This is a genomic window from Ruegeria sp. CK1, assembly GCF_056536545.1.
This window is the reverse complement of record NZ_JBQFPX010000007.1, coordinates 15,070-38,700: the sequence shown is the minus strand read 5'-3', so window position 1 is coordinate 38,700 and position 23,631 is coordinate 15,070. Positions and strand designations below refer to the sequence as shown.

Genomic DNA, 23,631 nt, shown 5'->3' with positions numbered 1-23,631 from the left:
GACGTAAATCAGAGGCATCGCTTATGAAAACAAGGAACCTAATCCAATGACCAAGCTGACAATCCTTGCCAACATCAAAGCCAACCCCGACAAGATTGATCTTGTAAAGGCTGAGCTGATCAAGCTTATCGACATAACCCGTGCCGAAGAGGGTTGCATTAACTATGACCTGCACCAGGACAACGACAATCCGGCTCATTTCGTGTTCTACGAAAACTGGGAAAGCCGAGAGCTCTGGCAGACCCACATGGGTGCTCAGCACCTTGCGGCGTATCTGGAAGCAACAGAGGGCGCAGTCGCGGAATTCACGTTGAATGAGATGACCGTCATCGGTTGATAAAGAACCGGACAAAGGAGCACGTTATGAAAGCTGTAGGATACCGTCAGACAGGATCGATTGATCGGTCGGACGCCTTAATCGACTTCGAGGCCGACAAACCAACACCGAAAGGCCACGACTTGTTAGTGAAGGTGCAGGCCGTGTCCGTGAATCCGGTCGACACAAAAATTCGGCAACGACGTGCTCCCGAAGGTTCAGCACCTGATATTCTAGGATGGGACGCCGTTGGGATCGTCGAAGCCGTTGGCGAAATGGTCACGACTTTCAGTCCGGGAGATACAGTTTGGTATGCCGGGGCAATAAACCGGTCGGGAACCAATGCTGAGTTTCATCTGGTGGATGAACGCATTGTCGGAGCCGCGCCAAAATCCATACAGGCGAAAGCGGCTGCGGCGATGCCGCTAACGACGCTTACTGCTTTTGAGATGCTGTTCGACCGCTTGCGAGTCGAAGAGGCAGTTCCCGGCGGGAGCAATACGTTGCTGGTTATCGGTGGCGCAGGCGGTGTCGGGTCCATCACCATTCAATTGGCGCGGGCTCTCACTGACTTGACGGTGATTGCCACTGCGTCCCGGCCCGAGACACAAGACTGGGTTCGAGAGCTGGGCGCACACCATGTCATCAATCATGCTGAACCTCTGGGACCACAACTCGAGGCTCTCGGTATTGAAAGCGTGGATTTCATCTATTCAACGAACCATTCCCAGCTTTATGCGTCTCAAGCTGGAGAGGTGATGACACCCCAAGGCCGCTTTGGATTGATTGATGATCCTGAAACCTTCGACATCGCGCCGTTCAAACCAAAATCGATCTCCTTGCATTGGGAGTTCATGTACACTCGGTCGCTTTTTGGGACTGGAGATATGAACCGTCAAAGCGAAATCCTGAATCAGGTCGCCGGGTTGATAGATGGCGGAAAGATCAGATCCACAGCGACCGATATACTTGGTAGGATCAATGCTACAAACTTAATGAAAGCGCATGCTATCCTTGAAAGCGGCAAGGCCAAAGGAAAGCTCGTGCTTGAGGGTTTTTAGATGAGAATTGAACGGCTGGATCATGTGAATATCGTGACGACCAGGTTGCCTGAGATGGTTGCTTGGTATGAAGAGGTCCTGGGTTTGAAACTCGGGGCCCGCCCCGATTTCCCATTTCCCGGAGCTTGGTTGTACGCGGGTGATCAAGCTGTGGTCCACCTTGTGGGCCATGAAGGAACGCCAAACGTCGGCTCTGAAGTGAAGCTCAAGCTCGAGCATTTTGCACTCTCAGCCACGGGGCTGAGCGCATTCGAAAAAAATTTGGCATCGCGTGAAATTCAGTACGATCGAACCCAAGTCCCAGGAACCAGCATGACCCAGATCCACGTGGCTGACCCTGATGGAAACCATATTCATATCGACTTTGATGAAGCTGAGTAATTAGCCAAAACTCGAAATAATCGGAACGCAAAATCAGGCTCGTAACTTCTTGTCGATTAGTGATTGAGATCCTTGCTGGGTTGCTTCCAAGAATTACGCGGACCAACATTTTTGGGCGGTATAAACGTCGATTTGGAGAACAGCATGCCGGACCTCGAAACAAACAAGAAAAACGTCATCGCATTCTACGAAATGATGTTCAACGCGTGTCGACCAGCCGAGGCGATCGCAACCTTTGTTGGGGAAACCTATACGCAGCACAACCCGCATGTTGGCGACGGCAAGCAAGCTTTCGTCGAGTACTTTGAGCGCATGGCCGCCGAGTACCCGGGAAAGCGTGTGGACATCAAACGTGCGTTTGCCGAAGACGACCACGTTATTCTGCATTGCCACCAAATTTGGCCCGATGGTCTCGAGTACGCAGGGATCGATATTTTTCGCCTGGATGTCGATGGGAAGGTCGTCGAACACTGGGACGTTCTTCAGGAAGTTCCAGCAAACAGTGAGAATGAAAACGGCATGTTTTGATGTAACCGATCTAAATGCGGTGCCTGAAACTTCGAAAGTATCGGTCGCCTGAACAACGATAGTCAAAAGGCATAAGTCTGATCCAAGAAACCCGCCGAAGCGTATTTATCAAGAACCTTTTAACAAGGAGATAAATATGCTTCCGAAGAGTATTCTTGCAGCGACCCTCGGACTTTTAACAGCCACCGCGCTTCAAGCTGGTGTTCAAATTCGCTTCATAGAAGGCGCTCCCAAGGACCGTTTTGTTCTGACAAATGTCGGAACGTGCGAAGTTGAAGCTTCGACCCTCAAAATTGACTTGTCGCAATCTGCCGGACGTCTGATTTTCGACGTTACCGAAAAAGGCGCGGGCGTGGAGGTCTTCCAACCTCTCGAATTCGTTGAGGGTGCGGATGCTCTGCGGCAAACTCCAGTCGTCGTGGACGGGCAAAATACAATTGAACTTGAGATCGCTTCCCTCGCAGCCGGGGACAAACTAGCCTTTACGATCGATGTTGATGACACCATCGGGCAACGCGAAATCACCGTAACAGGGTCCGAGATCGAAGGCGCCACGGTGTCATATATCGATGCGGATGAGACCAGGACTGCGATCTTCTCTTCCGAAGCACGTGTTAACGTGACGACCAAGGACTGCTGAGAGCTTTCCCACAATGTCGAATTGGTTGGTCCGCATAGCATTCCTTGCGCTCATGTTGGGAGGCGGCATTCTGATTGGCACACTGATCGCACCTGGCGAATGGTATGCGCAGCTTTCTAAACCGGCTTTCAATCCACCAAATTGGATTTTTGGGCCGGTTTGGACGGTGCTTTATGTCTTGATCGCCATGGCGGGCTGGCGTCAGTTCGAAACAGACCGAAACTCGACCGCTATGAAGCTGTGGTGGGCACAGATGGGTCTGAACTTTTTGTGGTCCCCAACCTTTTTCGTACTGCAACTGCCGTGGTTTGCCCTTGTGGTCATTGTCGCGTTGTTGGCCGTCATCGTCATGTTCATCACTCAGGTTAGGACTTCTGATCGGGTCTCCGCACTGTCTTTCCTGCTGTACTTTGCATGGGTTGCATTTGCCACGGCGCTGAACCTTTCCATTGCGATACTGAACTGAGAAGGAACAATATGCGTGCCAACTTCATTGGACTTGTTTCAGGTTTTGTTATCATCGGATGCACAATAGCTCAGGCTGATGAAAAATTGACTGAGGACTTCTCCAAGTCTCCGGGGACGCGTTGGGACTACGTTGCGGACACCGTGATGGGAGGAGTTTCCTCGGGGCAGGTGCAGTTTCGTTCGGAAGGTAATACTGCATTCGCGCGGTTGACCGGAACCGTCAGTACAGAAAACAACGGCGGCTTCATCCAGTTCCGACGCAAGTTGCCTGATAGACCAGATGAGGGTGTATCAGGCGTCAGGCTATTGGTACGGGGGAACGGCGAGCAATACTTCGTTCACCTCAGAACTCGTGGCACGGTGCTTCCGTGGCAATACTATCAGGCCGAGTTCGCAACATCTGACGAATGGGCCGAAGTCTATTTGCCTCTGTCAGGCTTCAAAGCTTCAGGTGCCATGTTGCGCGCTGTTCCCGTTGCGGACGCAATCACCTCAGTTGGAGTTGTAGCCTTCGGGCACGATCACGAGGTCCGCGTAGATGTCAGCGAGATTGGTTTCTATTGAAGGCCGCCCACGCGAGGGGTCGCACTCTTCAAATAGGTCCGCATGACACCAGCTTGGATCGAAATGTGCCCATCCGACACAAAATGGTGAGTGTGCAAACTTTTGGGAAAATCGGGTAAAGATATGCGCAGATACCGCACAGCATTACGGTCGACGATCCAAGGCCTTTTTCAATGAAACAAACTTACGAAACGCAGCTTTGTACGTGCACGTAAAATCGGTTGTGGAGATTCAGCCGCAGTACTTTCGTACCTCGGTATCCCTAAGTCCGGTTTCAACCAGCATGCAGCGATTGCGTGCTTCGTAATAGTACCCACGGGCATACCACATGACCGCTTCAGGTTCGCTTCCATCGGATACCATCCATGCCCCGCGCAAGTATTTGACCGCGTAGGTCAAGTTGGTCTGCGCATCCAAAAGGTCGGAAGCGTCTCCGCGAAATCCCATCTGACGCGCTGTCGCCGGGAGGATTTGCATCAGCCCGTAGTAGGGACCATTGCGGGCGTTGGGACGGTAGTCGCTTTCTCGCTGGATTACTCGGTGAACAAGGCTCCGTGGTACTCCATGTGCATCTGCCGTTTCATTGATCATCACGCGAAGCTCAGGAGTCTCACCTGGGTAGAGACGGGAGACTGGCTCTGCAGGTTCGCGGCCGCAAGCGGTCAGCATCAATGCAGAAATCAGGATTACGTATCGCATTGGAAGTATCATTTCTCTGAGTACAACTTTCATCTCTGCCCAAAAGGTATTGCTATTCAATATCCATGAGTCGTCATAAGCGGCCTGTAGCCCGATCAGCATTAGCATCTAGTAGCGACGGTGCACTCTCTTTTTAGCGATTACGTTCCGGTTCTTTTGACGCTCACGTAAAAAGACAAATAGGCCTGACCCTAAGATCAGCGTAATACCAATTGCGACAGGCAGGTTCGGGAGCTCGCCCCAGACCACCCATCCCCAGAAAATAGCCATTGGAAGGCCAACATATTCAAACGGCGCCACCGTTGCGGCATCCGCCAGACGGTAAGCTTGACCGAGGCAGTACCCAATGATTGCAGAATTGAACCCGAGGCCAACAAAAAACCAACGGTCAGCCCCTTCGGGCCAAACCCAGGCACGCAGCAAGAAGATCAAGCTTTCGTTTTCAAACTCGTCTGCAAACCGTCCGTCCCCAGCCACGGACCAAAACAACAGGCTTACGATGACAAAGCACGCCTGAATGTACACAGCCATCGCTGAGGCCTTGGATTTTGCGCCAAGGAAGCGGGTGAGCACGTTGTTGAGGGCATAGGTAAATGCCGCAAGAACTGGAAGGGTGTACATCAACAGACCAACTTCACGCTCGCCTCCCGCCTCCCATGGGCGGGTCATGATCACCACGCCCAAAAATCCCACAAGCACGGCACCAATCCGCATTGGTCCGACTTTTTCGCCAAGCAGTGGGATACTCAGCAAAGTGATCATCAAGGGGGCTACGAAGAAAACAGCAGTAGCTTCCGCCAGGGGCATAACCGCCAGGGCTGTAAAGAACGTCAGATTGGCAACGACAATCAGCAGGCCGCGCAATAGGTGCAATCCCGGCTGATCGGTTTTAAGGATGCGCCAACCACCTTCCATTTGCACAAGGGCAAAGCTGAACCCGACCCCGATCAACGATCTTGTAAATACCATCTGGTGCAAGGGGTAACCGCCAGACAGGAATTTGATCAGCATGTCATTGATTGAAATTGCCAATATTCCGATCAGTACGAATGCAATACCAGCTGTCGGATTTTGTAGCTTTTGTTCCGCTGTCATGAAGTGCCCTTTCAAACGGCCACTAACACGGACATTTGAGTGGGTCACGTCCCTTTGCGACGTCTTTTAGACACGGCGACTTTCGAGAGTTGCAGAGTGTCGAAGTTAAATCATTGTCTGGTTCCGCGAAACGACGTCATCATTTTTCTTGTTTGCGCAGATGCGAAGACAAATTGGTTATTCTTCAACTTTTGGATAAATGAACCCGTTGACCGGGTAGAAACTGCCATACTGACCCGGCCGGCTTTCTACTCGGACCAGTGTCCAATCATTGCTTTTGGACACATCCTTGACGCGCATTTTCAATGATACTTTGTTGCGGTGCCAGTTGGCGTGATTCACGACAACTTCCCGGTCGGTGACAACATCGGACACAACAGCCACATGGCCCAGGGGCATCCCCCGGGTTGCCCGAAATGACATGACCGAACCCACAACCGGTTCACTGCCCCGCCCAAACGTATTGCGCGCTTTGCCCCACCAATCCTTGGCATTGCCGCGAATTTCGATGCCGCTGAGGTCACGTGCGTAGGGTACGCACCACACCCTTTGCCCCCGTGCATGCTTTTGTGAGACCTCGCGCAGCGCCATTGCCTGACGTTCCGGATTAAGATCCGCATCGTTTGGGCCTTGGGTGCAGGCAGAGAAAAGGCTGAACAACCCCAATGCAACCGCAATTCGGGTGGTGTCGATTAAACGCGGCCAATTTGTTTGCGTTTTGCGGGCGCTGTACTGCACGAAGCTTCACTGCCGTTTCGAAATCTTCAGCGGCACTATGGTGATCTGGCCAGAAATTAAAAGCGGCCCGTAAATGACCCGGCAGAATTTTGCCAGTTCCGTTTGCTACAGCATTTCGCGCTGCCCATTATTTGCAGATCGGTAACTCTAGTGGGGGCTGCTTGGGTAACCCTGCTCTCCATTGATTGATAATTGGTTGGAGGCTGCTTTTGGGCCAGAATTTTGGTGCGCCGATTGCTTGCAGACAAGCTGCGTTCCAATAAACACCTGCTTTCGCCAGTGACCTACCCTTTGCCACGGCCTTTGCGACCGCATTAATGTCTTTGGATTCAGGGTAAATATAGAGCGTCGTCGGATTACCTTCTACAATCGCCAATATCTCTTTAGAGGCAGATTGGGACCAAGTTGTGCATCCATTGCTTCGACCGCCGGTATAGTTCACAAGCTTTCCGTAGGGAACGTAACCTTCGTCGTCCGCATGAGAGCTTTGCGGATTCTTGAACCGGCATTGCCACTTTAAGAAAACAGCGGGATGACCCCCGATAGCGCGTTCCCTGGCGTTGCTTGTCTCTCCTTCGCCGTCAAACAAAAGGAAGGTTCGGTAGAACGGTTTTGTCTGTCCAGAATGACGATAGTAACCCTTGAAAGACGTTCGGGTTTCGGCCGTCACGTAAGACCCTCCAGCGGTCAGTTTGGACCCTTCGGCGTTACTGAAATTCTTCGCGCATTGCCGACCATTTGAGAAGTTTGCTCGTTGCAGCTTTCGGCCGTTGCCATACCCGGACGAGACAGCCCTAAAGGATTTCTGGGACTCGCAGATAACATAAAACCGGCGATTAGGTTTGCCGTTGCGAGCCGTACTGGGGCGCGTCGCGTCCTTCGCAAGGTAGCAAGGGTTTCTAACTTCGCCTCGTCGAACTTTCTCGCGATAAAGCGCCCGCGCTCTTTGCAAGACTATCGGAGCTATTTGACCATCCCCGGTCCCGACATGTTTTTGCAGCCAAGCTGGGACATCTGATGATAGCGCGTCCGCGCGACCGGGTATCGATCCCACTGAGACAGAAATTGCAATGACAAGGGTTGCGAGACGGAGTGAATTCGGTAGCAACGGGATATCTCCTGCCAGAATGTCCTCAAAACCAGCCTACCACAGTTCTTGGGGGCAAAGGTGCCGTTAACTTGCGGGAACGTATTTGCCTGTTGCCTCAATGCCCACGTTGCGTGTGAGAAAGGTGTTCCAGTCTTTTTGATAAAAATCTCGTATTATTGCTTGGGCGTCTGGACATCCTAAAATACGCATCCAAATGAAAGCTATGATCACGCGCCGCACATTTCTTTTGGCCTCCGCAAGCTCGGTTGCTGCTCCGCATATTTTGCGGGGACAAACGGTTGCCCTGAATGATGCAATGAACAGCTTGCCTCAAATGCATTCGCTTCAGGTTCAACGCGGAGGCGAAGTCATATTTGCCGGAGTCCAACACGGTCCGGGGCTCGACAAGCCAGCTAACATAAAGTCCTGTTCGAAAAGCATAGTTGCATTGTTGCTTGGTACTGTGATCGACCGGCAATAAATCTCGTCGGTCGACGCCACTTTGCAAGAGGTGGCGCCGCAACTTTTGCCTGCTGATGCGACCCCCGGGTCTGAGAAAATCACGATGGAAGATCTGGTGACCCTACGCGCAGGCTTGGAAAGAACTTCTGGCGGCAACTACGGAGAATGGATCAGCTCTCAAAACTGGATAGCCAATGCGCTGACCCGACCGATGGTTGCCGAGCCGGGAGAGCGGATGCTTTATTCCACCGGGTCGACACATGTGCTTGGTGCAGCTTTGGCCGAGGCATCTGGAAAAAATTTGTTGAGCCTGACACGTGAAAGACTGGGCGCGCCACTTGGTATCGATATTCCAGCCTGGACCAGAGATCCGCAAGGTTACTATCTTGGTGGCAACGAGATGGCCATTACGCCGAGGTCGATGCTAAAGATTGCAGTTCTGCTTCGGGATCGCGGTGTATTTGCCGACACGCAAGTCATTCCTGAGAGCTGGATTTTGGCGTCAATTAAGCCTCGTGGCCGTTCGGTGTTCTCGGGCTTGGATTACGGCTATGGTTGGTTTCTTTTACCCTCTGGCTATGCAGTGGCACGAGGGTATGGAGGGCAAATCATAGCGGCCCATCCTGAGCGAGATCTTGCAGTGGCGATCACGTCCGATCCGACGCGACCCGCACGTTCCGCTGGCTATTTTGGAGAGGTGGTCCGATTGCTGGACGGACCGGTTTTGAACGTGACGTAACTTCACACGGTCAAGGGCCTGAAGGGATTGCAATCACAGCTCAGTCTGGGCGGTGTGTTACTATCAAAAAACCTTCCTCGTTGTTGGGGGCGACAAAGTGACTGGAAAGTTGATCAAACTGCTCTTCTGAAACATGAAATGGATGCTGAAGGGATTGGTTACGATCCCGAAGCCTCGCTTTGCATATCTCGTCTGGGAAATCGAAGTAATGCAATTCTCCAATCGTGTTTGCGGCTTTCGCGATACCACTCATCCAAGCGCGCGCGCTTGGTGTATTCGCAGGGAAATCCAAAACAACTGACAGTCCAGACCGTAGCAAAGAAACAATGTGTGGACCCATGATATCGCGTAGTTTTTTGGAAGATCGCACGTAGTCTGAGATTTCCGTCATCTCATCTCCGAACAGTGCGGCCAGCCATTCGTCCTCTGCGATCACAACAGTGCCTTCTGCCTGACCTAGCTTTTCAGCGAGCGTTGATTTGCCAGACGCGGGCTTGCCGCAAAACAGGATAAGCTTGGGGGTGGCTGGGCTCATGACGGTGCTCTACTAAACAGCATACGCGGACATGATGATGACCGGGCGCACAGCAACGTTCAATATCCGGAACCGAGTAAAGACGGACTCAGACCTTCGACCAGTCTTTTTGAGCACTCACCTAGTTTAAGACTTTTGTCCGAGCTTTACTTGCCACGTCAATTACGCGGTCATCGCCTGATTGAATGCCATCTGCTGGATTGCACCCGTCAAGATCTGCACTTGGTGAGGTCATCCAAAGTGCACGTTGCCATGGAGTCATTTCGGCAGGAAGGGCTTTCAAGACCTCCGCCATCAGCGGAAACGGGGTTCCGTCCTCAGCGAACTGAAACGCTGGGTACAGCTCATAACCTTCGTGTGGGATCGAAAGAACCTTTCCGGTTCTTTTCCAGATGTCTCCTATCCGGGTAATTTGCCAAGACCCCTTTTTCCATTGCGCGTGGACCGCACCATTGTCCAGCAGCGGATATTCCCTGGCAAACTTATCCTTTCGGATATCATTGACCGAGCAAAATGGCTTTTCGAAACTGGCTAAGTACATCTGCTTACCCACAACACTCATCAAACACACACGGAACTATATTGCCAGAAACCTTACCTCGGGGAAGTAAAATACTTCACACAACTGGGTTGGCGCGGTGGCGCGAAAATACGGACATTTGTAAGGTGCTGAAAATATTAATTTAATCATCGTTTCAGCGTGTTGCCGCACTTCATGAAAACGAGCTAAGTTCTTGGCTTTGTCACAGAACAGGCCAATAATCCTTGGAACAGACGTGTATTGATCACACATCCACGCGGATACTGCGCTGAGGTTTAAGTCTGATGGGTTATACGAAAACCGCGATTTTGATGGCCGCAATGACGGCTTTGTTCATGGGGTTGGGATACCTTCTTGCAGGTACAGGCGGGATGTTGTTCGCTTTGGTGATTGCTGCTGGCATGAACATGTTTACTTGGTGGAACTCGGACAAAATGGTCCTTCGCATGCATAATGCGCGACCTGTACCATCTGGCGACCATTTGGGGTTGTCTCGAATGGTCGAGGATCTTGCCAAAAGTGCCGGTATGCCGACGCCTGCTGTCTACTTGATTGAAACACCCCAACCAAATGCGTTCGCTACAGGCCGCAGCCCTCAAAACGCCGCAGTCGCCGTCACGTCGGGATTACTTCAATCCCTATCGCGAGAGGAATTGGCAGGCGTCGTCGCGCATGAACTTGCACATATCAAAAACCACGACACCGCGATTATGACCGTAACCGCAACTTTTGCGGGTGCGATTACCATGTTAGCAAACTTCGCGCTGTTCTTCGGGGGAAGACGGGACAGTGCGATTGGTTTGATTGGGACCATCGCGCTGATGATTCTGGCACCCTTGGCCGCCGGACTGGTACAGATGGCGATCAGCCGAACAAGAGAGTATGAAGCAGATCGTGTTGGCGCTCAGATTTGTGGACAGCCTCTGGCGTTGGCGTCCGCTTTGGAGCGCATTCAGCAGGGCGCTGCACGCATCGACAACGATGCTGCCGAGCGCAATCCGGCGACTGCTCATATGTTTATCATCAACCCCTTGCACGCACATACGCGGGACAAGTTGTTCTCAACCCACCCGTCGACTGCAAATAGAATAGCGGCATTAAGAGAACTTGCCCGACAATCTGGCGCATCGCACCAAGGTATGACCAACGATGATCACAGTTCTCCGGGTAATGGCCCTTGGGGATAACTTTGTCGCCATGTCTAGTTTAATGCTGCGACGTTCCAGCAAGGTTTTGGATCGCTTACCAGTCACTCGTATTGAATGATAACGGCCTCAAAGTCGTCTTCGCTTGTGACCTTGGTGTGATGACCCTTCCCGGATGTATCTTGCATATGCCAAACATCGCCCGGTCCTATGTCGCGTTGTTCCCCATCGCTCGCGGTGACGCGAACCGCACCTGAAAGACAAATCAGTCTTTGGGCCACTGGCGTTGGATGGGTTGGTTCGTTCCACCCAGACTTCAACCTCAAGAACATGGTTCGTTTGACGTGCTCCGGTTCTGAAACTTCGATTGCCTGAGCGGGCGGAGCAAAACTCCGTTCTTCGACTTTTACGTCGATATCGTCCCAATGACTTTCACCTGCAGCATCAGCGTAGAGTTTGTAGTACTTCACAGACAAATCCCTTTCTGCTGCTTAAAGCTGAGAGCCAATTGGGAGGATGCTTAGAAAACCGGCGACAATATGATCCCAGGCTGAGCCGGTCGGCTCAGCGTCATATTCAAGGACCGTACCATCCTCGCCGCGAGTCCTCCATTTGAGCTGGCCTTGTTCTTCGAGTGTGACGTTGTAGGTATATGCAGGTAATGCTTCGTCCAATGCGCCCATGGTTCGAACGGTCAAAGCAGTCGAGTCAATCAGTACGCCCATTTCCGTATTGATATTGACCGAGCGCGGATCCCAGTTGAACGACCCGACAAACAGGTACCGGTCATCAACGGCGAATGCTTTGGAGTGCAAGCCAGACCGAGACTGTGCCCAGTTGATACCACGGCGTTGAACTTGATAGGCGTCAGGCCGTAATTCGTAGAGCTCAACTCCACTTCGCAGCAGTGCTCGGCGTTTCTTGGCATAATGGGCATAGACAGGTGCGACGTCATTTGATGCCAGCGAGTTGGTTACGACTTTCACGTCGACGCCGCGGTTTTCCAGTTCAGTCATCCATTTCACACCATTGTTGCGTGGCACGAAATAGGCCGACACGATATTCACCTCGCTGTTAGCATTCTCGAAGTATGGAAGCAGTTGAGATGCCAGAATGGGACCTGAATTCTCTAGCCCGGCAGCTTTGGAAGGTGGATCAGCGTAAAGTTTCGCAGGCACCCAATCTAGTGAAAGTGCGCCATCTGCGAAGTTCTCTTTTGCAGACCTTCGCAAAGCCGCTCCGTATTGGGTTTGCTTTGCATCCTCTACCAGTTCATTCAGCCTGTTCCGCGCATCACCAAGGCTAAAGTCCTCGGGTTCTCCAACGACTACCTGCGCCGGGACGGCGAAATCACTATTCCAATATGCGTCAAAGCTCTGCGATACTTCTTCGACAACAGGGCCAGCGGCCAGTACATCCAGATCCGCGTAATTCATTTCTTTCCGCGCCAGAAAATACTCGGCCCCGATGTTTCGCCCACCTACAATCGTGAACACGTTGTCTGCTGTCATGGACTTGTTGTGCATTCTCCGATTGATGCGTTTAAAATCTGTCAACCCCGCGAAAAGCAGGCTTTGATTACGCCAGAAGGGGTTAAACAGGCGAATTTCAATGTTTTCGTGATTGTCTAATGCAGCCGTCATCGCATCATAACTGGACGTGTCCATGTCATCCAACAACAGCCGGACGCGAACACCTCGGTCCGCCGCCTGCAACAGACTGGCTGCGAAAAGGTGACCTGTTGGGTCGTTGTGCAGAAGGTAGTATTGTGCGTCGATCGTTCGTTCCGCTCCGGCAGCCATCAAAAGCCTTGAGACAAGCGCTTCTTCACCATCGCTGATCAGCTTGATGCCAGACCGGCCGTCTTTTGGGTCTCCTAACCGGTTGGCCGCCTGACCAAGAGTACTGTTCGAAGGCGCAGGCAGCGACGTTGTTACAGTCTTTTCGTATCTGCGCACCTTAGGAGTGCAAGCGACAAGAACCAGAGCGCAACAAACACTAACCGCGATAGCCCAGGGTCTCATCAATTTCCTCCAGTCGTCACGTTCTAGGTGACTACGCAAAGGGGTTCGTTTGCAAGTTTGTTGTAAAAGGCTTCGTAGAGTTTCGTCCGCCGGTGTTGTTTCTGAGAAGCTGCAGCAGTGGCCTGGGCACGTTGTTTTGACGCAATTACATTTCAAACGTACTCTGATGTCAGCCAATAGCAGACGGAACCAATGTCTGACCAAGAGGACACGAAAAGCCCCGTTCCGAAACATAGTCCGCGCGCGCTGGCTGACGATCTTGGGGCGGCAACGGAAGAGTTCAGAATCTCGATGCCCATTGGGATCGGGGCCGTTGTAGCTGCGCTTGCCTCTTTAGCGACATGTTACTCTGGAATTTTGGCGACTTACGTTTTCGGCTATCAGGCCTTTTCCATAAACCCGCATGCGCAAGCGGTACTCATGTGGGCGCTTGCGCTGTTGGCAGTTACCTTTCTATGGAGAGACAGAAAGCGCCATTCTAAAGAACTTCCGCTTGTCCTTGGTGGTATCGCCGCTCTGATCCTGATCGTCACGCTTTATCTGGGATATGACGAACGGGTTGAAGCACTGGCTTATGTGCTGCTGGTTATTGCAGCTTTGCTAAACCAGAACTTTATTCTCGATACTTTGAACCACACGGTGCGCAGCCAGACACAAGAAATAGAGGCCTTAAACAACAGACTTACCGAGAAAGTGAAGTTACAGGAAGGCGAGATCGATCGGCTTGGGCGCCTCAAGCAATTCCTTGCGCCTCAAGTGGCAGAGCTTGTCGTAGACAAGGACAGCGACGAGCTTCTCAAGACACATCGTCAATACATTGCCTGTCTGTTTTGTGACATTCGCAATTTCACTGCAGTTTCTGAAGCTATTGAACCCGAAGATGTCATCACCCTGCTGCAACAGTTCCACGATGAGGTCGGCAGTCTTGTGGCGCGGTACAAAGGTACGATCGGTTACCGTGCAGGGGACGGGTTGATGGTTTTCTTCAACGACCCCGTTCCCTGTGATCACCCGGTCTTGGAAGCGGTACGACTGGGTCAGGCCATCAGCGCGGCGTTCGAAGAAATACGAGCCCCCTGGCAAAAGCTTGGACATACAATGGGATTGGGAATAGGGATCAGCAGCGGATACGCAACGCTTGGTCTTATTGGGTTTCACGGTCGTGCCGACTACACTGCAATCGGTGGTGTCGTGAACACAGCATCCAGACTTTGCGATTTTGCTAGCGACGGGCAGATATTGATAAACCAAAGGGCACTTTTGGACATCGACAACATCGCTGAGACAGAAGAGCTAGGAGAAATGGAACTGAAAGGGATAAGCAGCCCAGTGCAGGTTTACCGAGTATTGAGCCTTTCCGACCGGCTTGCTTAGTGGGCTCAGCTTCGAGCAACGCGGGCGTCTTTTGTGTTGACCCAACACGATCCCGGTCCAGTTTCCTAGATCAGTGGCTGGGAGTATCCGGAATGATTGTGAGGGCACTTGTTGTTTCGATCTGCACTGTGTCTGGTCCGGCTATGGCATTGGAGCTTCGCGAAACCGGGCGGTATGAGCTGAACCAACCAGCAAGCCTTGAATACGATCCCACATTTTGCGGCTTGTGGATCGCAAACGAAGGCCCCGAGGCGGTGCTCGTCACGCTTCAAGGGGAAGAATTGCGCCGCATCTCCAGCGATCTGTACCGGATCAAAGCGATTGCCATCGAGGGGGATCACCTGTTGCTAGGTGATGGTCTTGGCAGCCTTCAGCGTGTGACCAAGGATGGAACGCCGATAGGGGCACCCTTTACACTAGAAGGCGGCTTTTCGGATACGGAAGGCATTGCGATCAACGCCAAAGGTGAGATCGTCACGGTTGAGGACGACCCCGAACGGCTGTCTTGGTTCGATGTAGATGGTAACCTGAAGGCCCGCTTGGACACCATGCAACTTTCTCCGCCGCTAAGCGAAGCACAGGGTATCGCAATTGATCCGCGTACCGGGCACATGTTGATTGTTGATGACTGGGAAGGCTCCAACAGCCTGTATGAGTTCACGGCTGAGGGTCAATTGCTGGCCCAGCAAAGCTTGTTGGAGTTCGGAACGGACCCCGAAGGCATCGCAATTCGGCCAGGCTCTAACCAGCTGTTCGTGGCATTCGACGGGGGTGCGAAGATAGTGACTTTTGATTATACGCCCACATTGCCCGAAGGAGTTCCGCCGCTGCCGCCCGGGGCTGATTGTATGATGTTCTAAGTTTTGTGGTGTTAGGCAGGATCGTATTGCCGCGTTGATTGTCGGTTCGCCTTTCTATCAATGCTTTACTAGCTCAAGTGTTCTATCAGGAAATCCATGAAGCAGCGTACTTTAGGGGTCAGTACGTTTGAACGCGGATAAATCAGCCATAGAACAGACTGATCGTTCAGCCTCCAATCTGGTAGCACATGGACCAACCGACCGGCGGTAAACTCATGCTCCACGCTCCAAAGAGAATTGATCGAAATCCCGGCGCCGGCGAGTGTTGCAGCCCTTTGGGAGGCACCGTCATCCACAATCGCACGGCAGCGCATCTGTTTCGGGTTCAATGAGAACACAGTTCCAGCCGGGTCTATAAGCTCTCTCGGCCCGAGGTCTATCCAGGAAAGAAACTCCTGAGTGATCAAGTCTTCCGGAGTCTGTGGTGTACCATTCTTTTCAAGGTAAGCCGGCGAGGCGCAAAGGACACGTGTGTCATCTGCCAGTTTGCGTCCCTTCAAACTGCTGTCCTGCAATGGCGCGCTACGCAGGGCGAGATCAAAGCTGCCCTCGATCAGATCAAAGCGGGTGTCGGACAGGCGCAAGTCCAGAGTGATCTCTGGATAAATCGCATGAAACTTTGGTAGCAGCGGCATGATATGCAGCTGAGCAAAACTGCTCGGCGCCGCAAAGCGCAAGGTACCAGTCGGAGTTGACGCATCCAGACCCAGAGTCGCACGCCCAGCATCAACTTGGGCAAGGATTTCTCGGGCGTATGGAAGAAACGCTTCACCTTCCTGGCTGACCGACACCTTGCGAGTGGTTCGGTGCAACAGCTCGGCGCCCAACTCATGTTCAAGTTTGGCAAGCCTTGCACTGGCGATTGCCGGGGCCAGCCCAAGGCTGCGGCCAGCCGCAGAAATATTGAGCTGTTCCGCCGCACGTACAAAAAGGCGAAGGGCATTCGTGTCCATTTAATTATCCTGTAAATCGGAATTCTGAACTCTAAAATTCGCCGTTTCTATCAAGATAGCAATGGATATTTTGCACCTCAAGAAAACCGCCAAGGAGCGAAATACACGATGAAAGCGATCGGATACGACAAGGCAGGAGCCGTGGACGGAGCAGGCAAACTGCGCTTGTTTGAGACAGACAGACCGCAAATCGGTCCGCGCGACTTGTTGGTGGGTGTCAAAGGAATATCCCTAAACCCGGTGGACGTGAAACTGCGCGCAGCCCGTACGCCGGAAGACGGTCCGGATATTCTCGGATTCGACGCCGCTGGTGTGGTTTTGGAAACCGGTTCCGAGGTTTCTGGCTATCAGGTTGGAGACGAGGTCTTCTATGCAGGGGACGTCACCCGCGCTGGAACGAATGCTGAATTGCAAGCCGTGGACGAACGCATTGTCGGGCGCAAGCCTGCGTCGATGGACTTTGTGGAAGCCGCCGGATTGCCGCTGACTTCGATCACCGCTTGGGAAATGCTGTTTGACAGCTTCCGCCTAACCGAAGGCGGAGGATCCGGGCAAAGCCTGTTGGTCATCGGTGGCGCGGGTGGGGTCGGCTCGATCCTGATCCAGCTGGCGAAGAAGCTGACCAACCTGACAGTCATCGCAACGGCCTCACGCCCGGAAACGCAGGATTGGGTGCGTCGGATGGGGGCTGATCATGTCGTTGACCATCGCGGCGATTTGGTATCGCAAATGCGTGCGCTTGCTTTGGCGCCGGACTACGTGGCCGCCCTCACGGCCACCGATCAGCATTGGCCCGCGATCATTGAGATGATCAAACCGCGCGGGCATGTCGCCCTGATCGACGACCCGGAAGGATTCGACATTGCGCCCGCCAAGCCCAAGGCACTGACGATTTCGTGGGAGTTCATGTTCACGCGATCAATGTTTGGTACGGCGGATATCGAAATGCAGCGTGATCTGCTGAACCGGGTTTCGGCGATGTTGGATGCGGGTGAGCTAATCTCGACCGTGACGGAAACCGCTGCCGAACTGACAGCGGACTCCCTAACCGCTGCCCATCTGCGGCAGGAAAGCGGCCGTGTCATCGGTAAGCAGGTTCTGCCCGGATTTTGAAACCCTAGTGTGAGGAACAACGAATGGCTTTTTATTCCGTTTTGGACGTCACCCCAACGAGCGAAGACTGGATTCCGGGGTATCTGCCCTCGGCCAACGCGCGCGTGGCTGAATATGGCGGGCGCTATATCGCTCGTACGTCAAACCATGAACAGCTAGAGGGCGATACGCAGACTGCCGCGCTGCGGATCATCATTGAATGGCCCACAAAAGAAGCAGCAAAGGCTTTCATGGAAGATGAGGCCTATGCCCCGCATCTTGCGGCCAGAACAGCCGGGTCGGTCAGCCATCACTACCTGATCGAAGGCAAGGACGATCTGGCCTGAAGCAACGTGGCACCGTCTAAGCGGCGGTGTCCAATCTAGTGAGGATGCCATGCGAGATGATATTCACAAGCCATTCGCCCGGATCAACCGAGGCTTCGACACAACTTTTCAGGCTGGGCGGCTGACACTTGGCCTGGTGGTGCCGATTGCGTGCTATGCCGACAGCGCCGTACCGGATATGACCGGGCACCTTGATCGGATTAGGTTGGCTGAAGCATTGGGCTTTAAAGCGGTATGGCTGCGAGACGTGCCGTTCAACGTTCCATCGTTTGGTGACGCAGGGCAGTTATTCGATCCATTCACCTATCTTGGCTACCTCGCTGGTCAGACCTCCGAGATTGCGCTGGGCGTGGCCAGCATCGTGCTGCCCCTGCGCCACCCCGCCCATGTCGCCAAGGCCGCGGCCAGTGCCGATGTCTTGTCCACCGGTCGGGTGATACTGGGTGTGGCCTCGGGCGACCGGCCCGAAGAATACCCGGCGATGAACCTTTCGTATGATGCGAGGGCCGAGGCGTTTCGAGAAAGTTTTGACTATATACGGGCTATGGCTACTTCGAATCCGGTCGTTTCCAACGCATACGGGTCGGTCGATGGGAGGCTGGATTTGCTGCCAAAGCCCGCGAATTCTCGACTACCGCTATTGGTGACTGGTTCCAGCCGTCAATCGCCGGAATGGATCGCCCAAAACGCTGATGGTTGGATGACCTATCCGCGTTTGGATGTTTCGCAAGCCCAAGTGCTAGCCGATTGGCAAGCCCGAGTCGCAAGCGCTGGACAGGCGCCCAAGCCGGTTCTGCAACCGCTTTATGTTGATCTGTCCGACAATCCGGACGAGCCTCCACAACCGATCCACCTAGGCGTTCGAACCGGCCATCGCTGGCTGACCCAGTATCTGCGCCAGCTTGAAACGGCAGGGGTGAACCATGTTGCGCTGAACCTTCGGTTCAATTCTACGCCCATAGATGAAACACTTGACCGGTTGGCGCAGGACGTCTTGCCTGAGTTCAGCTAAGGAGGCCGCGATGCCGAAGTCTATTCTTATTACCGGGGCCACCGACGGCATTGGTCGCGCGACCGCCCTGTCACTGGCTGATCAGGGACACCATTTGCTGATCCACGGTCGCAACCCGGAAAAACTGGCAGCGATACGTGACGAATTGATCGCTCGCGGTGCTCGGGTAGACACGTTTCGTGCAGATCTCTCTGACTTGTCCGAAGTCAAGCGGCTGGCGCTTGAAGTACGAGAAGCGCATGACCGGCTTGATGTATTGATCAACAACGCGGGCGTGTTTCGGATGGCTTCGCCGATTACCAAAGAAGGTCTGGATGCACGTTTCGTCGTCAACACATTCGCCCCGGCGTTGCTAAGCCGTATGCTGTTGCCAATCTTACCTGATGACGGTCGCATCATTCATCTGTCATCCGCCGCGCAAGCCCCGATTGATCTGACGGCGATGACAGGCCAACGACAGCCCGAAGCAATGGAGGCCTATGCGCAAAGCAAGCTGGCCGTAACGATGTGGAGCCAGGCGTTTGCGGAACAAAATCCCAGCGGGCCCGCGTCGATTGCAGTTAACCCCGGTTCGCTGCTTGCCACCAATATGGTGCAGCAAGGCTTTGGCGTGGCGGGCAACGATATCAGTATCGGCGCTGATATCCTGATACAGGCGGCCCTGTCGCCGGAGTTCGCAGACGCATCGGGACGATACTTCGACAATGACAGCGGTCAGTTTGCAGCGCCGCATCATGATGCGGCGGACCCGTTACGTGTAGAAAAGGTGGTTGCGTCGATACTAGCCAGCATATCCGCGTATGAAAGCGACGCATAAGGTTAGAAAAGATAGTTCCGCATTAGGTTCAAACATTGGAATATTCTTCTGGTTTGGGTGGTGGTAAATCCGCAATAAACCCCATATTAAGGGCGTCACGTGTCCATCAGGCAGAAAAAACAGTCCCGTGTTTGACCTACCCGCGCAGCGCGCGCATCTCTCCGAAAAATATGATTTGACCCCATCGCCCGAGCTTGCCGCAAGCATGAGCGACATATATGACCGCATGTCCCGTGTCGTCTCGCCCGTCGACTGGGCCATCTATGCGCCCTATGTGAAGGCGATCAACGACCTGAAGGCCGAGCGCAATGCGGTCATTCTGGGCCACAACTATATGACGCCCGAGATCTACCACGGCATTTCCGACTTCGGCGGCGACAGCCTGCAACTGGCGATCAAGGCGACCGAGGTCGAAGCGGATGTAATCGTGCAATGCGGTGTGCACTTCATGGCCGAAACGTCCAAGATCCTTAGTCCGGAAAAGACGGTGTTGATGCCGGATATGGAAGCGGGTTGTTCTCTGGCGGAGTCGATCACTGCTGAAGGTATCGAGGAAATGCGCCGCCGCTATCCCGGCGCGCCGGTGGTGTCTTACGTAAACACCACGGCCGAGGTCAAAGCGGCCTCGGACATCTGTTGTACATCGTCCAATGCCGCTCAGATTGTGGCAGCGCAGGAGAGTGAAACAGTCATCATGACGCCGGACCAATATCTGGCGCAGAATGTGGCCCGCGACGTGCCGCAAAAGAACGTGGTCTGGTGGGAAGGTTCGTGCATCGTCCACGAACAATACAGCGCCAAGGACCTGCGCGATTTCCGTGAATGGAACCCGGGTACAAGGCTGATCGCGCACCCCGAATGCCCGCCCGACGTTGTGGCCGAGGCTGATTTCTCGGGTTCGACCAGTGGGATCATCAAATACGTCACCGATGAAAAACCGGAAAAGGCGTTGCTGATTACGGAATGTTCGATGGCGTCGAATATTGCGGATGAGCTGCCCGAGGTCGATTTCGTCGGCCCCTGCAACATGTGCCCCTACATGAAAAAGATCACGCTTGAGAAGGTGCTTTTCGCGCTGGATACCATGACCGGGCAGGTCGAAGTGGAAGCCGAAGTGGCGGACAAGGCGCGTCTGTCGGTACAGCGTATGATCGACCTGTCACGCCAATTGGGTATTTGATCCGCGACATGCAGATCATCGAAACGCCGCGTGTGGTCATTATCGGGGCAGGGCTGGCTGCGGTTTATGCCGCCCTGAAGCTAGCGCCGATTCCGGTGGTGATGATCTCGCCTGAACCGCTGGGGTCGGGTGCAAGTTCGGCTTGGGCGCAGGGCGGTGTTGCAGCTGCTATGGCGCGGACGGACAGCCCCGCGGCACATGCAGATGACACGATGCGTGCAGGTGCCGGCTCTGTCCTGCGCGAGGTCGCCGAGTTTGTGACCAAAGCTGCACCGGAACACATCCTGGACCTTTCTGATCTTGGCACTGGGTTTGATCGTACCGCTGACGGTGGGTTTGTGCAGTCACGCGAAGCCGCGCATTCCGCCGCTCGGGTGGTGCGGGTCAAGGGTGATCAGGCCGGTGCTGAAATTATGCGGGCGCTGATCTTGGCCCTGCGTGGATCACCTTCGATACAAGTGATTGAGGGTGCGCAGGCAGTTGGTTTGGAAAGCGACGGCGCAAGCGTGACCGGTGTGTTCATGACTAAAGCGGATGCCGTAAGTGCGCCCAAAGTGCTGCTGCGTGGGTCGGCGCATGTGCTGGCAACGGGCGGGTCTTCGGGTCTCTATGCTCAAACCACCAACCCTGCGCGCATCCGGGGACAGGGTATTGGCATGGCAGCTCGTGCTGGTGCGCGGATTGCAGATGCAGAATTCGTCCAGTTCCACCCCACGGCTATCGACGTCGGAGAAGACCCAACCCCGCTGGCGACCGAGGCATTGCGCGGTGAAGGAGCCATTCTGATCGACAAGAACGGTCATCGGTTTATGCAGGACATCCATGCAGATGCAGAACTGGCCCCGCGCGACACCGTGGCGCGTGCCGTTTATATGCAGGCGAAGGCGGGCAAACGCCCCGCGTTGGACACTCGTGCAGCAATTGGGTCCGAGATAGCCACACTTTTCCCCGCAGCAACCGACGCCTGCCTTCGCCATGGTGTCGACCCAAAGCACGATCCGATACCTGTAACTGCTTCGGCGCACTACCACATGGGAGGGGTCGAGACAGATCTGGCTGGCCGCAGTTCTTTGACCGGGCTGTGGACCTGCGGCGAGGCGGCTTCGACCGGGTTACATGGCGCCAACCGATTGGCCTCGAACGGTTTGCTTGAAGCTTTGGTTTTTGCCCGCTCTTGTGCCCGCGATATTGCAGGTCAAGTGACGGTGCAGGACGCGCCCGAGGTTGTTGTCCGTTTTGCCCCGGGCGACGACACCGAGGAACACGACGTAATGGCGCTGCGTCAAACCATGTCTCAGCATGTTGGCGTAGCGCGCGATGAGACCGGATTACGCCGCGCATTGACAGAGATTGCCGCGCTTGAAACCCGGCACATGGACTCTGACCTGTTCCTCAACATGACCTCCACGGCAACCCTGATCGCTGCCGCCGCACTGTTGCGCGAAGAAAGCCGCGGTGCGCATTTTCGATCCGACTTCCCTGACCTTCACCCCGGACCGGGCAAACGCTCGGCGCTGACGCTGACCGAAGCGCTGGCCCTGCGGGACCGCATTGTAAAGGATGCAGCATGAACTACCCGGCCTTGCCCGACATGATCCTTGAACCACTGGTGCGTTCCGCGTTGATGGAGGATTTGGGCGCCAACGGCGACATTACGACTCAGACCGTGATCCCGGCAGAAGCCACCTATGCGGCCCAGTTGAATGCGCGTGAAGATGCAGTCGTTTCCGGTATGCAAGTCGCGGCGCTGGCCTTCCGTCTTGTTGATCCGTCATTGCAAATCATCCGGCATACCGCAGACGGACAACGCTGTTCCAAGGGCGAAACGCTGATGGAAATCAAGGGCAGTGCGGCCTCAATCTTGTCGGGTGAGCGTGTGGCGTTGAACTTTGCCGGACGCATGAGTGGGGTGGCCACGGCGACAGCAGCACTGGTGGCCGAGACCAAGGGAACCCGTGCGCGCATCACCTGCACACGTAAGACAACACCCGGCCTGCGCATCGTAGAGAAACAAGCGGTATTGCATGGCGGCGGGTTCAACCACCGTTTCTCTCTGTCGGATGCGATCCTGATCAAAGACAATCACATCGCCGCAGCCGGTGGGGTACGTGCGGTACTTGAGGCGACCAAAACTCGTGCGTCGCACATGATGAAGGTCGAGATTGAAGTAGACACATTGGACCAGCTGGCCGAGGTACTTGAGGTCGGCGGTGCCGATGTTGTGTTGTTGGACAACATGGCACCCGAAGTTTTGAGGCAAGCGGTTGAATTTGTAGACGGGCGCATTGTCACCGAGGCTTCTGGTAATATCAGCCGTGAAACACTGGGTGCTGTTGCTGCGACCGGTGTAGACTATATCTCGTCCGGGGCGCTGACCCATTCCTACCGCACCATAGATTTCGGATTAGACTTTTAAGGCTGGGTGTCCCGTTGCCTCAGACGTGCGCAGGACTTCTGGTCAGCTGAGGTTTTTGAACATATAGGTTGTCGGCTCCAGCCGGTCCTCAAACGGGTTGCGGCAATAGTCGGGTATCTCTCCGGCGATCTGAAACCCGAGACTTTGATATAAAAGGCGCGATGGGTCAGTGCTGCGTGTGTCCAGCACCAGCAGAGTTCGGCCTATTGTGGTGGCACGGTTCTCAACGGCTTCCATCAAACTTCGTCCCAGTCCGCGGCGCCTTGCATCAGGGTGGACCAACAGTTTGGCAACGTCAGCACGATGGGGCTGGTTGGGCATCGCCGCTGGGATTAATTGCACTGTGCCCAATACGCGCTGTTGGTCCTGTATCACGAAAAGGTCTAGCGCGCCGACCTGCAAATCGGGACGCACCCGGTCTTGCCAATAGGCACGCGCTTGTTCGGGCGAAAAAGGAAGAATGAACCCAATGCTTGCCCCGTCGTGCACACACGCGTGTAAAATATCGGCCAAGTCGCCGACTGCGGCGTCGAAGCTGTATGTGTCCATACGTG

General features: G+C 54.1%; 28 protein-coding genes. 18 read left to right on the top strand and 10 right to left on the bottom strand.

The features are described 5' to 3' along the window. Positions 1–46 precede the first annotated feature (46 nt). The 7 genes from ACR0L3_RS15830 (at position 47) to ACR0L3_RS15800 (ending at position 3,958) form a co-directional block, all read left to right on the top strand. Complete coding sequence (locus ACR0L3_RS15830) at positions 47–337, top strand: putative quinol monooxygenase (protein ID WP_480746738.1); 291 nt, start codon at positions 47–49, stop codon at positions 335–337. Between the two features lie 26 nt (positions 338–363). Then, the gene (locus tag ACR0L3_RS15825; protein WP_480746737.1) at positions 364–1,377 is read left to right on the top strand and encodes a zinc-binding alcohol dehydrogenase family protein; all 1,014 of its coding nucleotides are present in this window, start codon (positions 364–366) and stop codon (positions 1,375–1,377) included. After that, on the top strand, positions 1,378–1,758 hold the full coding sequence (locus tag ACR0L3_RS15820; protein ID WP_480746736.1) for a VOC family protein: 381 nt from the start codon (positions 1,378–1,380) through the stop codon (positions 1,756–1,758). 144 nt (positions 1,759–1,902) lie between these two features. Continuing rightward, positions 1,903–2,286: a nuclear transport factor 2 family protein gene (locus ACR0L3_RS15815; RefSeq protein ID WP_480746735.1), complete on the top strand. Its 384-nt coding sequence runs from the start codon at positions 1,903–1,905 to the stop codon at positions 2,284–2,286. 136 nt (positions 2,287–2,422) lie between these two features. Then, positions 2,423–2,926, top strand: coding sequence for an aggregation factor core (locus tag ACR0L3_RS15810; RefSeq protein ID WP_480746734.1), 504 nt, complete (start codon positions 2,423–2,425; stop codon positions 2,924–2,926). Positions 2,927–2,939: 13 nt separating this feature from the next. Beyond that, positions 2,940–3,392 carry a TspO/MBR family protein gene (locus ACR0L3_RS15805; RefSeq protein ID WP_480746733.1) on the top strand — a complete coding sequence of 151 codons (453 nt, stop codon included), beginning with the start codon at positions 2,940–2,942 and terminating at the stop codon, positions 3,390–3,392. An 11-nt stretch (positions 3,393–3,403) separates the two neighbouring features. Then, complete coding sequence (locus ACR0L3_RS15800) at positions 3,404–3,958, top strand: CIA30 family protein (protein ID WP_480746732.1); 555 nt, start codon at positions 3,404–3,406, stop codon at positions 3,956–3,958. 231 nt (positions 3,959–4,189) lie between these two features. Here ACR0L3_RS15800 and ACR0L3_RS15795 read toward each other — a convergent pair whose 3' ends face one another. From ACR0L3_RS15795 to ACR0L3_RS15780, 4 genes are all read right to left on the bottom strand, one after another. Then, positions 4,190–4,657 (bottom strand): transglycosylase SLT domain-containing protein, encoded by a 468-nt coding sequence (locus tag ACR0L3_RS15795; protein ID WP_480746731.1) that lies wholly within the window; start codon positions 4,655–4,657, stop codon positions 4,190–4,192. A 108-nt stretch (positions 4,658–4,765) separates the two neighbouring features. Next, positions 4,766–5,752, bottom strand: coding sequence for a DMT family transporter (locus ACR0L3_RS15790; RefSeq protein WP_480746730.1), 987 nt, complete (start codon positions 5,750–5,752; stop codon positions 4,766–4,768). A 177-nt stretch (positions 5,753–5,929) separates the two neighbouring features. Then, complete coding sequence (locus ACR0L3_RS15785) at positions 5,930–6,490, bottom strand: CHAP domain-containing protein (protein WP_480746729.1); 561 nt, start codon at positions 6,488–6,490, stop codon at positions 5,930–5,932. Positions 6,491–6,617: 127 nt separating this feature from the next. Further along, positions 6,618–7,160: a hypothetical protein gene (locus ACR0L3_RS15780; RefSeq protein WP_480746728.1), complete on the bottom strand. Its 543-nt coding sequence runs from the start codon at positions 7,158–7,160 to the stop codon at positions 6,618–6,620. A gap of 931 nt (positions 7,161–8,091) precedes the next feature. On the opposite strand from ACR0L3_RS15780, the gene ACR0L3_RS15775 reads away from it, so the two are divergent. Further along, a complete protein-coding gene (locus tag ACR0L3_RS15775) occupies positions 8,092–8,781 on the top strand; it encodes a serine hydrolase domain-containing protein (protein ID WP_480746866.1) in 690 nt (229 codons plus the stop codon). A 40-nt stretch (positions 8,782–8,821) separates the two neighbouring features. Here the strand turns inward: ACR0L3_RS15775 and ACR0L3_RS15770 are convergent, their stop codons facing one another. Both ACR0L3_RS15770 and ACR0L3_RS15765 read right to left on the bottom strand, forming a co-directional pair. Further along, positions 8,822–9,316 (bottom strand): P-loop nucleotide/nucleoside kinase family protein, encoded by a 495-nt coding sequence (locus ACR0L3_RS15770; RefSeq protein WP_480746727.1) that lies wholly within the window; start codon positions 9,314–9,316, stop codon positions 8,822–8,824. Between the two features lie 121 nt (positions 9,317–9,437). Continuing rightward, positions 9,438–9,878: a hypothetical protein gene (locus ACR0L3_RS15765; protein WP_480746725.1), complete on the bottom strand. Its 441-nt coding sequence runs from the start codon at positions 9,876–9,878 to the stop codon at positions 9,438–9,440. 263 nt (positions 9,879–10,141) lie between these two features. Between ACR0L3_RS15765 and htpX the strand changes: the two genes are divergently transcribed. Further along, entirely contained in the window at positions 10,142–11,044 is a 903-nt protein-coding gene (gene htpX, locus ACR0L3_RS15760) for a zinc metalloprotease HtpX (protein WP_480746724.1), read from the top strand. A 62-nt stretch (positions 11,045–11,106) separates the two neighbouring features. Here htpX and ACR0L3_RS15755 read toward each other — a convergent pair whose 3' ends face one another. Both ACR0L3_RS15755 and ACR0L3_RS15750 read right to left on the bottom strand, forming a co-directional pair. Continuing rightward, positions 11,107–11,472 carry a cupin domain-containing protein gene (locus ACR0L3_RS15755; protein WP_480746723.1) on the bottom strand — a complete coding sequence of 122 codons (366 nt, stop codon included), beginning with the start codon at positions 11,470–11,472 and terminating at the stop codon, positions 11,107–11,109. 21 nt (positions 11,473–11,493) lie between these two features. After that, positions 11,494–13,026 (bottom strand): phospholipase D family protein, encoded by a 1,533-nt coding sequence (locus ACR0L3_RS15750; protein ID WP_480746722.1) that lies wholly within the window; start codon positions 13,024–13,026, stop codon positions 11,494–11,496. A 192-nt stretch (positions 13,027–13,218) separates the two neighbouring features. Between ACR0L3_RS15750 and ACR0L3_RS15745 the strand changes: the two genes are divergently transcribed. Next, positions 13,219–14,400 (top strand): adenylate/guanylate cyclase domain-containing protein, encoded by a 1,182-nt coding sequence (locus tag ACR0L3_RS15745; protein WP_480746721.1) that lies wholly within the window; start codon positions 13,219–13,221, stop codon positions 14,398–14,400. A gap of 92 nt (positions 14,401–14,492) precedes the next feature. After that, a complete protein-coding gene (locus tag ACR0L3_RS15740) occupies positions 14,493–15,260 on the top strand; it encodes an SdiA-regulated/phytase-like domain-containing protein (RefSeq protein ID WP_480746720.1) in 768 nt (255 codons plus the stop codon). Positions 15,261–15,328: 68 nt separating this feature from the next. Here the strand turns inward: ACR0L3_RS15740 and ACR0L3_RS15735 are convergent, their stop codons facing one another. Next, the gene (locus tag ACR0L3_RS15735; protein ID WP_480746719.1) at positions 15,329–16,213 is read right to left on the bottom strand and encodes a LysR family transcriptional regulator; all 885 of its coding nucleotides are present in this window, start codon (positions 16,211–16,213) and stop codon (positions 15,329–15,331) included. Between the two features lie 108 nt (positions 16,214–16,321). Here ACR0L3_RS15735 and ACR0L3_RS15730 point away from each other — a divergent pair, with 108 nt between their 5' ends. The 7 genes from ACR0L3_RS15730 (at position 16,322) to nadC (ending at position 23,077) form a co-directional block, all read left to right on the top strand. After that, on the top strand, positions 16,322–17,326 hold the full coding sequence (locus ACR0L3_RS15730; protein WP_480746718.1) for a zinc-binding alcohol dehydrogenase family protein: 1,005 nt from the start codon (positions 16,322–16,324) through the stop codon (positions 17,324–17,326). A gap of 23 nt (positions 17,327–17,349) precedes the next feature. Next, positions 17,350–17,652, top strand: a complete 303-nt coding sequence (locus ACR0L3_RS15725) for a DUF1330 domain-containing protein (protein ID WP_480746717.1) — start codon at positions 17,350–17,352, stop codon at positions 17,650–17,652. Positions 17,653–17,701: 49 nt separating this feature from the next. Next, complete coding sequence (locus tag ACR0L3_RS15720; RefSeq protein ID WP_480746716.1) at positions 17,702–18,664, top strand: LLM class oxidoreductase; 963 nt, start codon at positions 17,702–17,704, stop codon at positions 18,662–18,664. Between the two features lie 10 nt (positions 18,665–18,674). Further along, positions 18,675–19,481, top strand: coding sequence for an SDR family NAD(P)-dependent oxidoreductase (locus tag ACR0L3_RS15715; RefSeq protein ID WP_480746715.1), 807 nt, complete (start codon positions 18,675–18,677; stop codon positions 19,479–19,481). A 127-nt stretch (positions 19,482–19,608) separates the two neighbouring features. After that, positions 19,609–20,661 (top strand): quinolinate synthase NadA, encoded by a 1,053-nt coding sequence (gene nadA / locus ACR0L3_RS15710; RefSeq protein ID WP_480746714.1) that lies wholly within the window; start codon positions 19,609–19,611, stop codon positions 20,659–20,661. An 8-nt stretch (positions 20,662–20,669) separates the two neighbouring features. Next, positions 20,670–22,232 carry an L-aspartate oxidase gene (locus tag ACR0L3_RS15705; protein ID WP_480746713.1) on the top strand — a complete coding sequence of 521 codons (1,563 nt, stop codon included), beginning with the start codon at positions 20,670–20,672 and terminating at the stop codon, positions 22,230–22,232. Further along, positions 22,229–23,077, top strand: coding sequence for a carboxylating nicotinate-nucleotide diphosphorylase (nadC, locus tag ACR0L3_RS15700; protein ID WP_480746712.1), 849 nt, complete (start codon positions 22,229–22,231; stop codon positions 23,075–23,077). The genes ACR0L3_RS15705 and nadC overlap by 4 nt, the downstream gene beginning before the upstream one ends. A 42-nt stretch (positions 23,078–23,119) precedes the next feature. On the opposite strand, the gene ACR0L3_RS15695 is transcribed toward nadC, so the two are convergent. Further along, complete coding sequence (locus ACR0L3_RS15695; protein WP_480746711.1) at positions 23,120–23,626, bottom strand: N-acetyltransferase family protein; 507 nt, start codon at positions 23,624–23,626, stop codon at positions 23,120–23,122. Between the last annotated feature and the right edge of the window lie 5 nt (positions 23,627–23,631).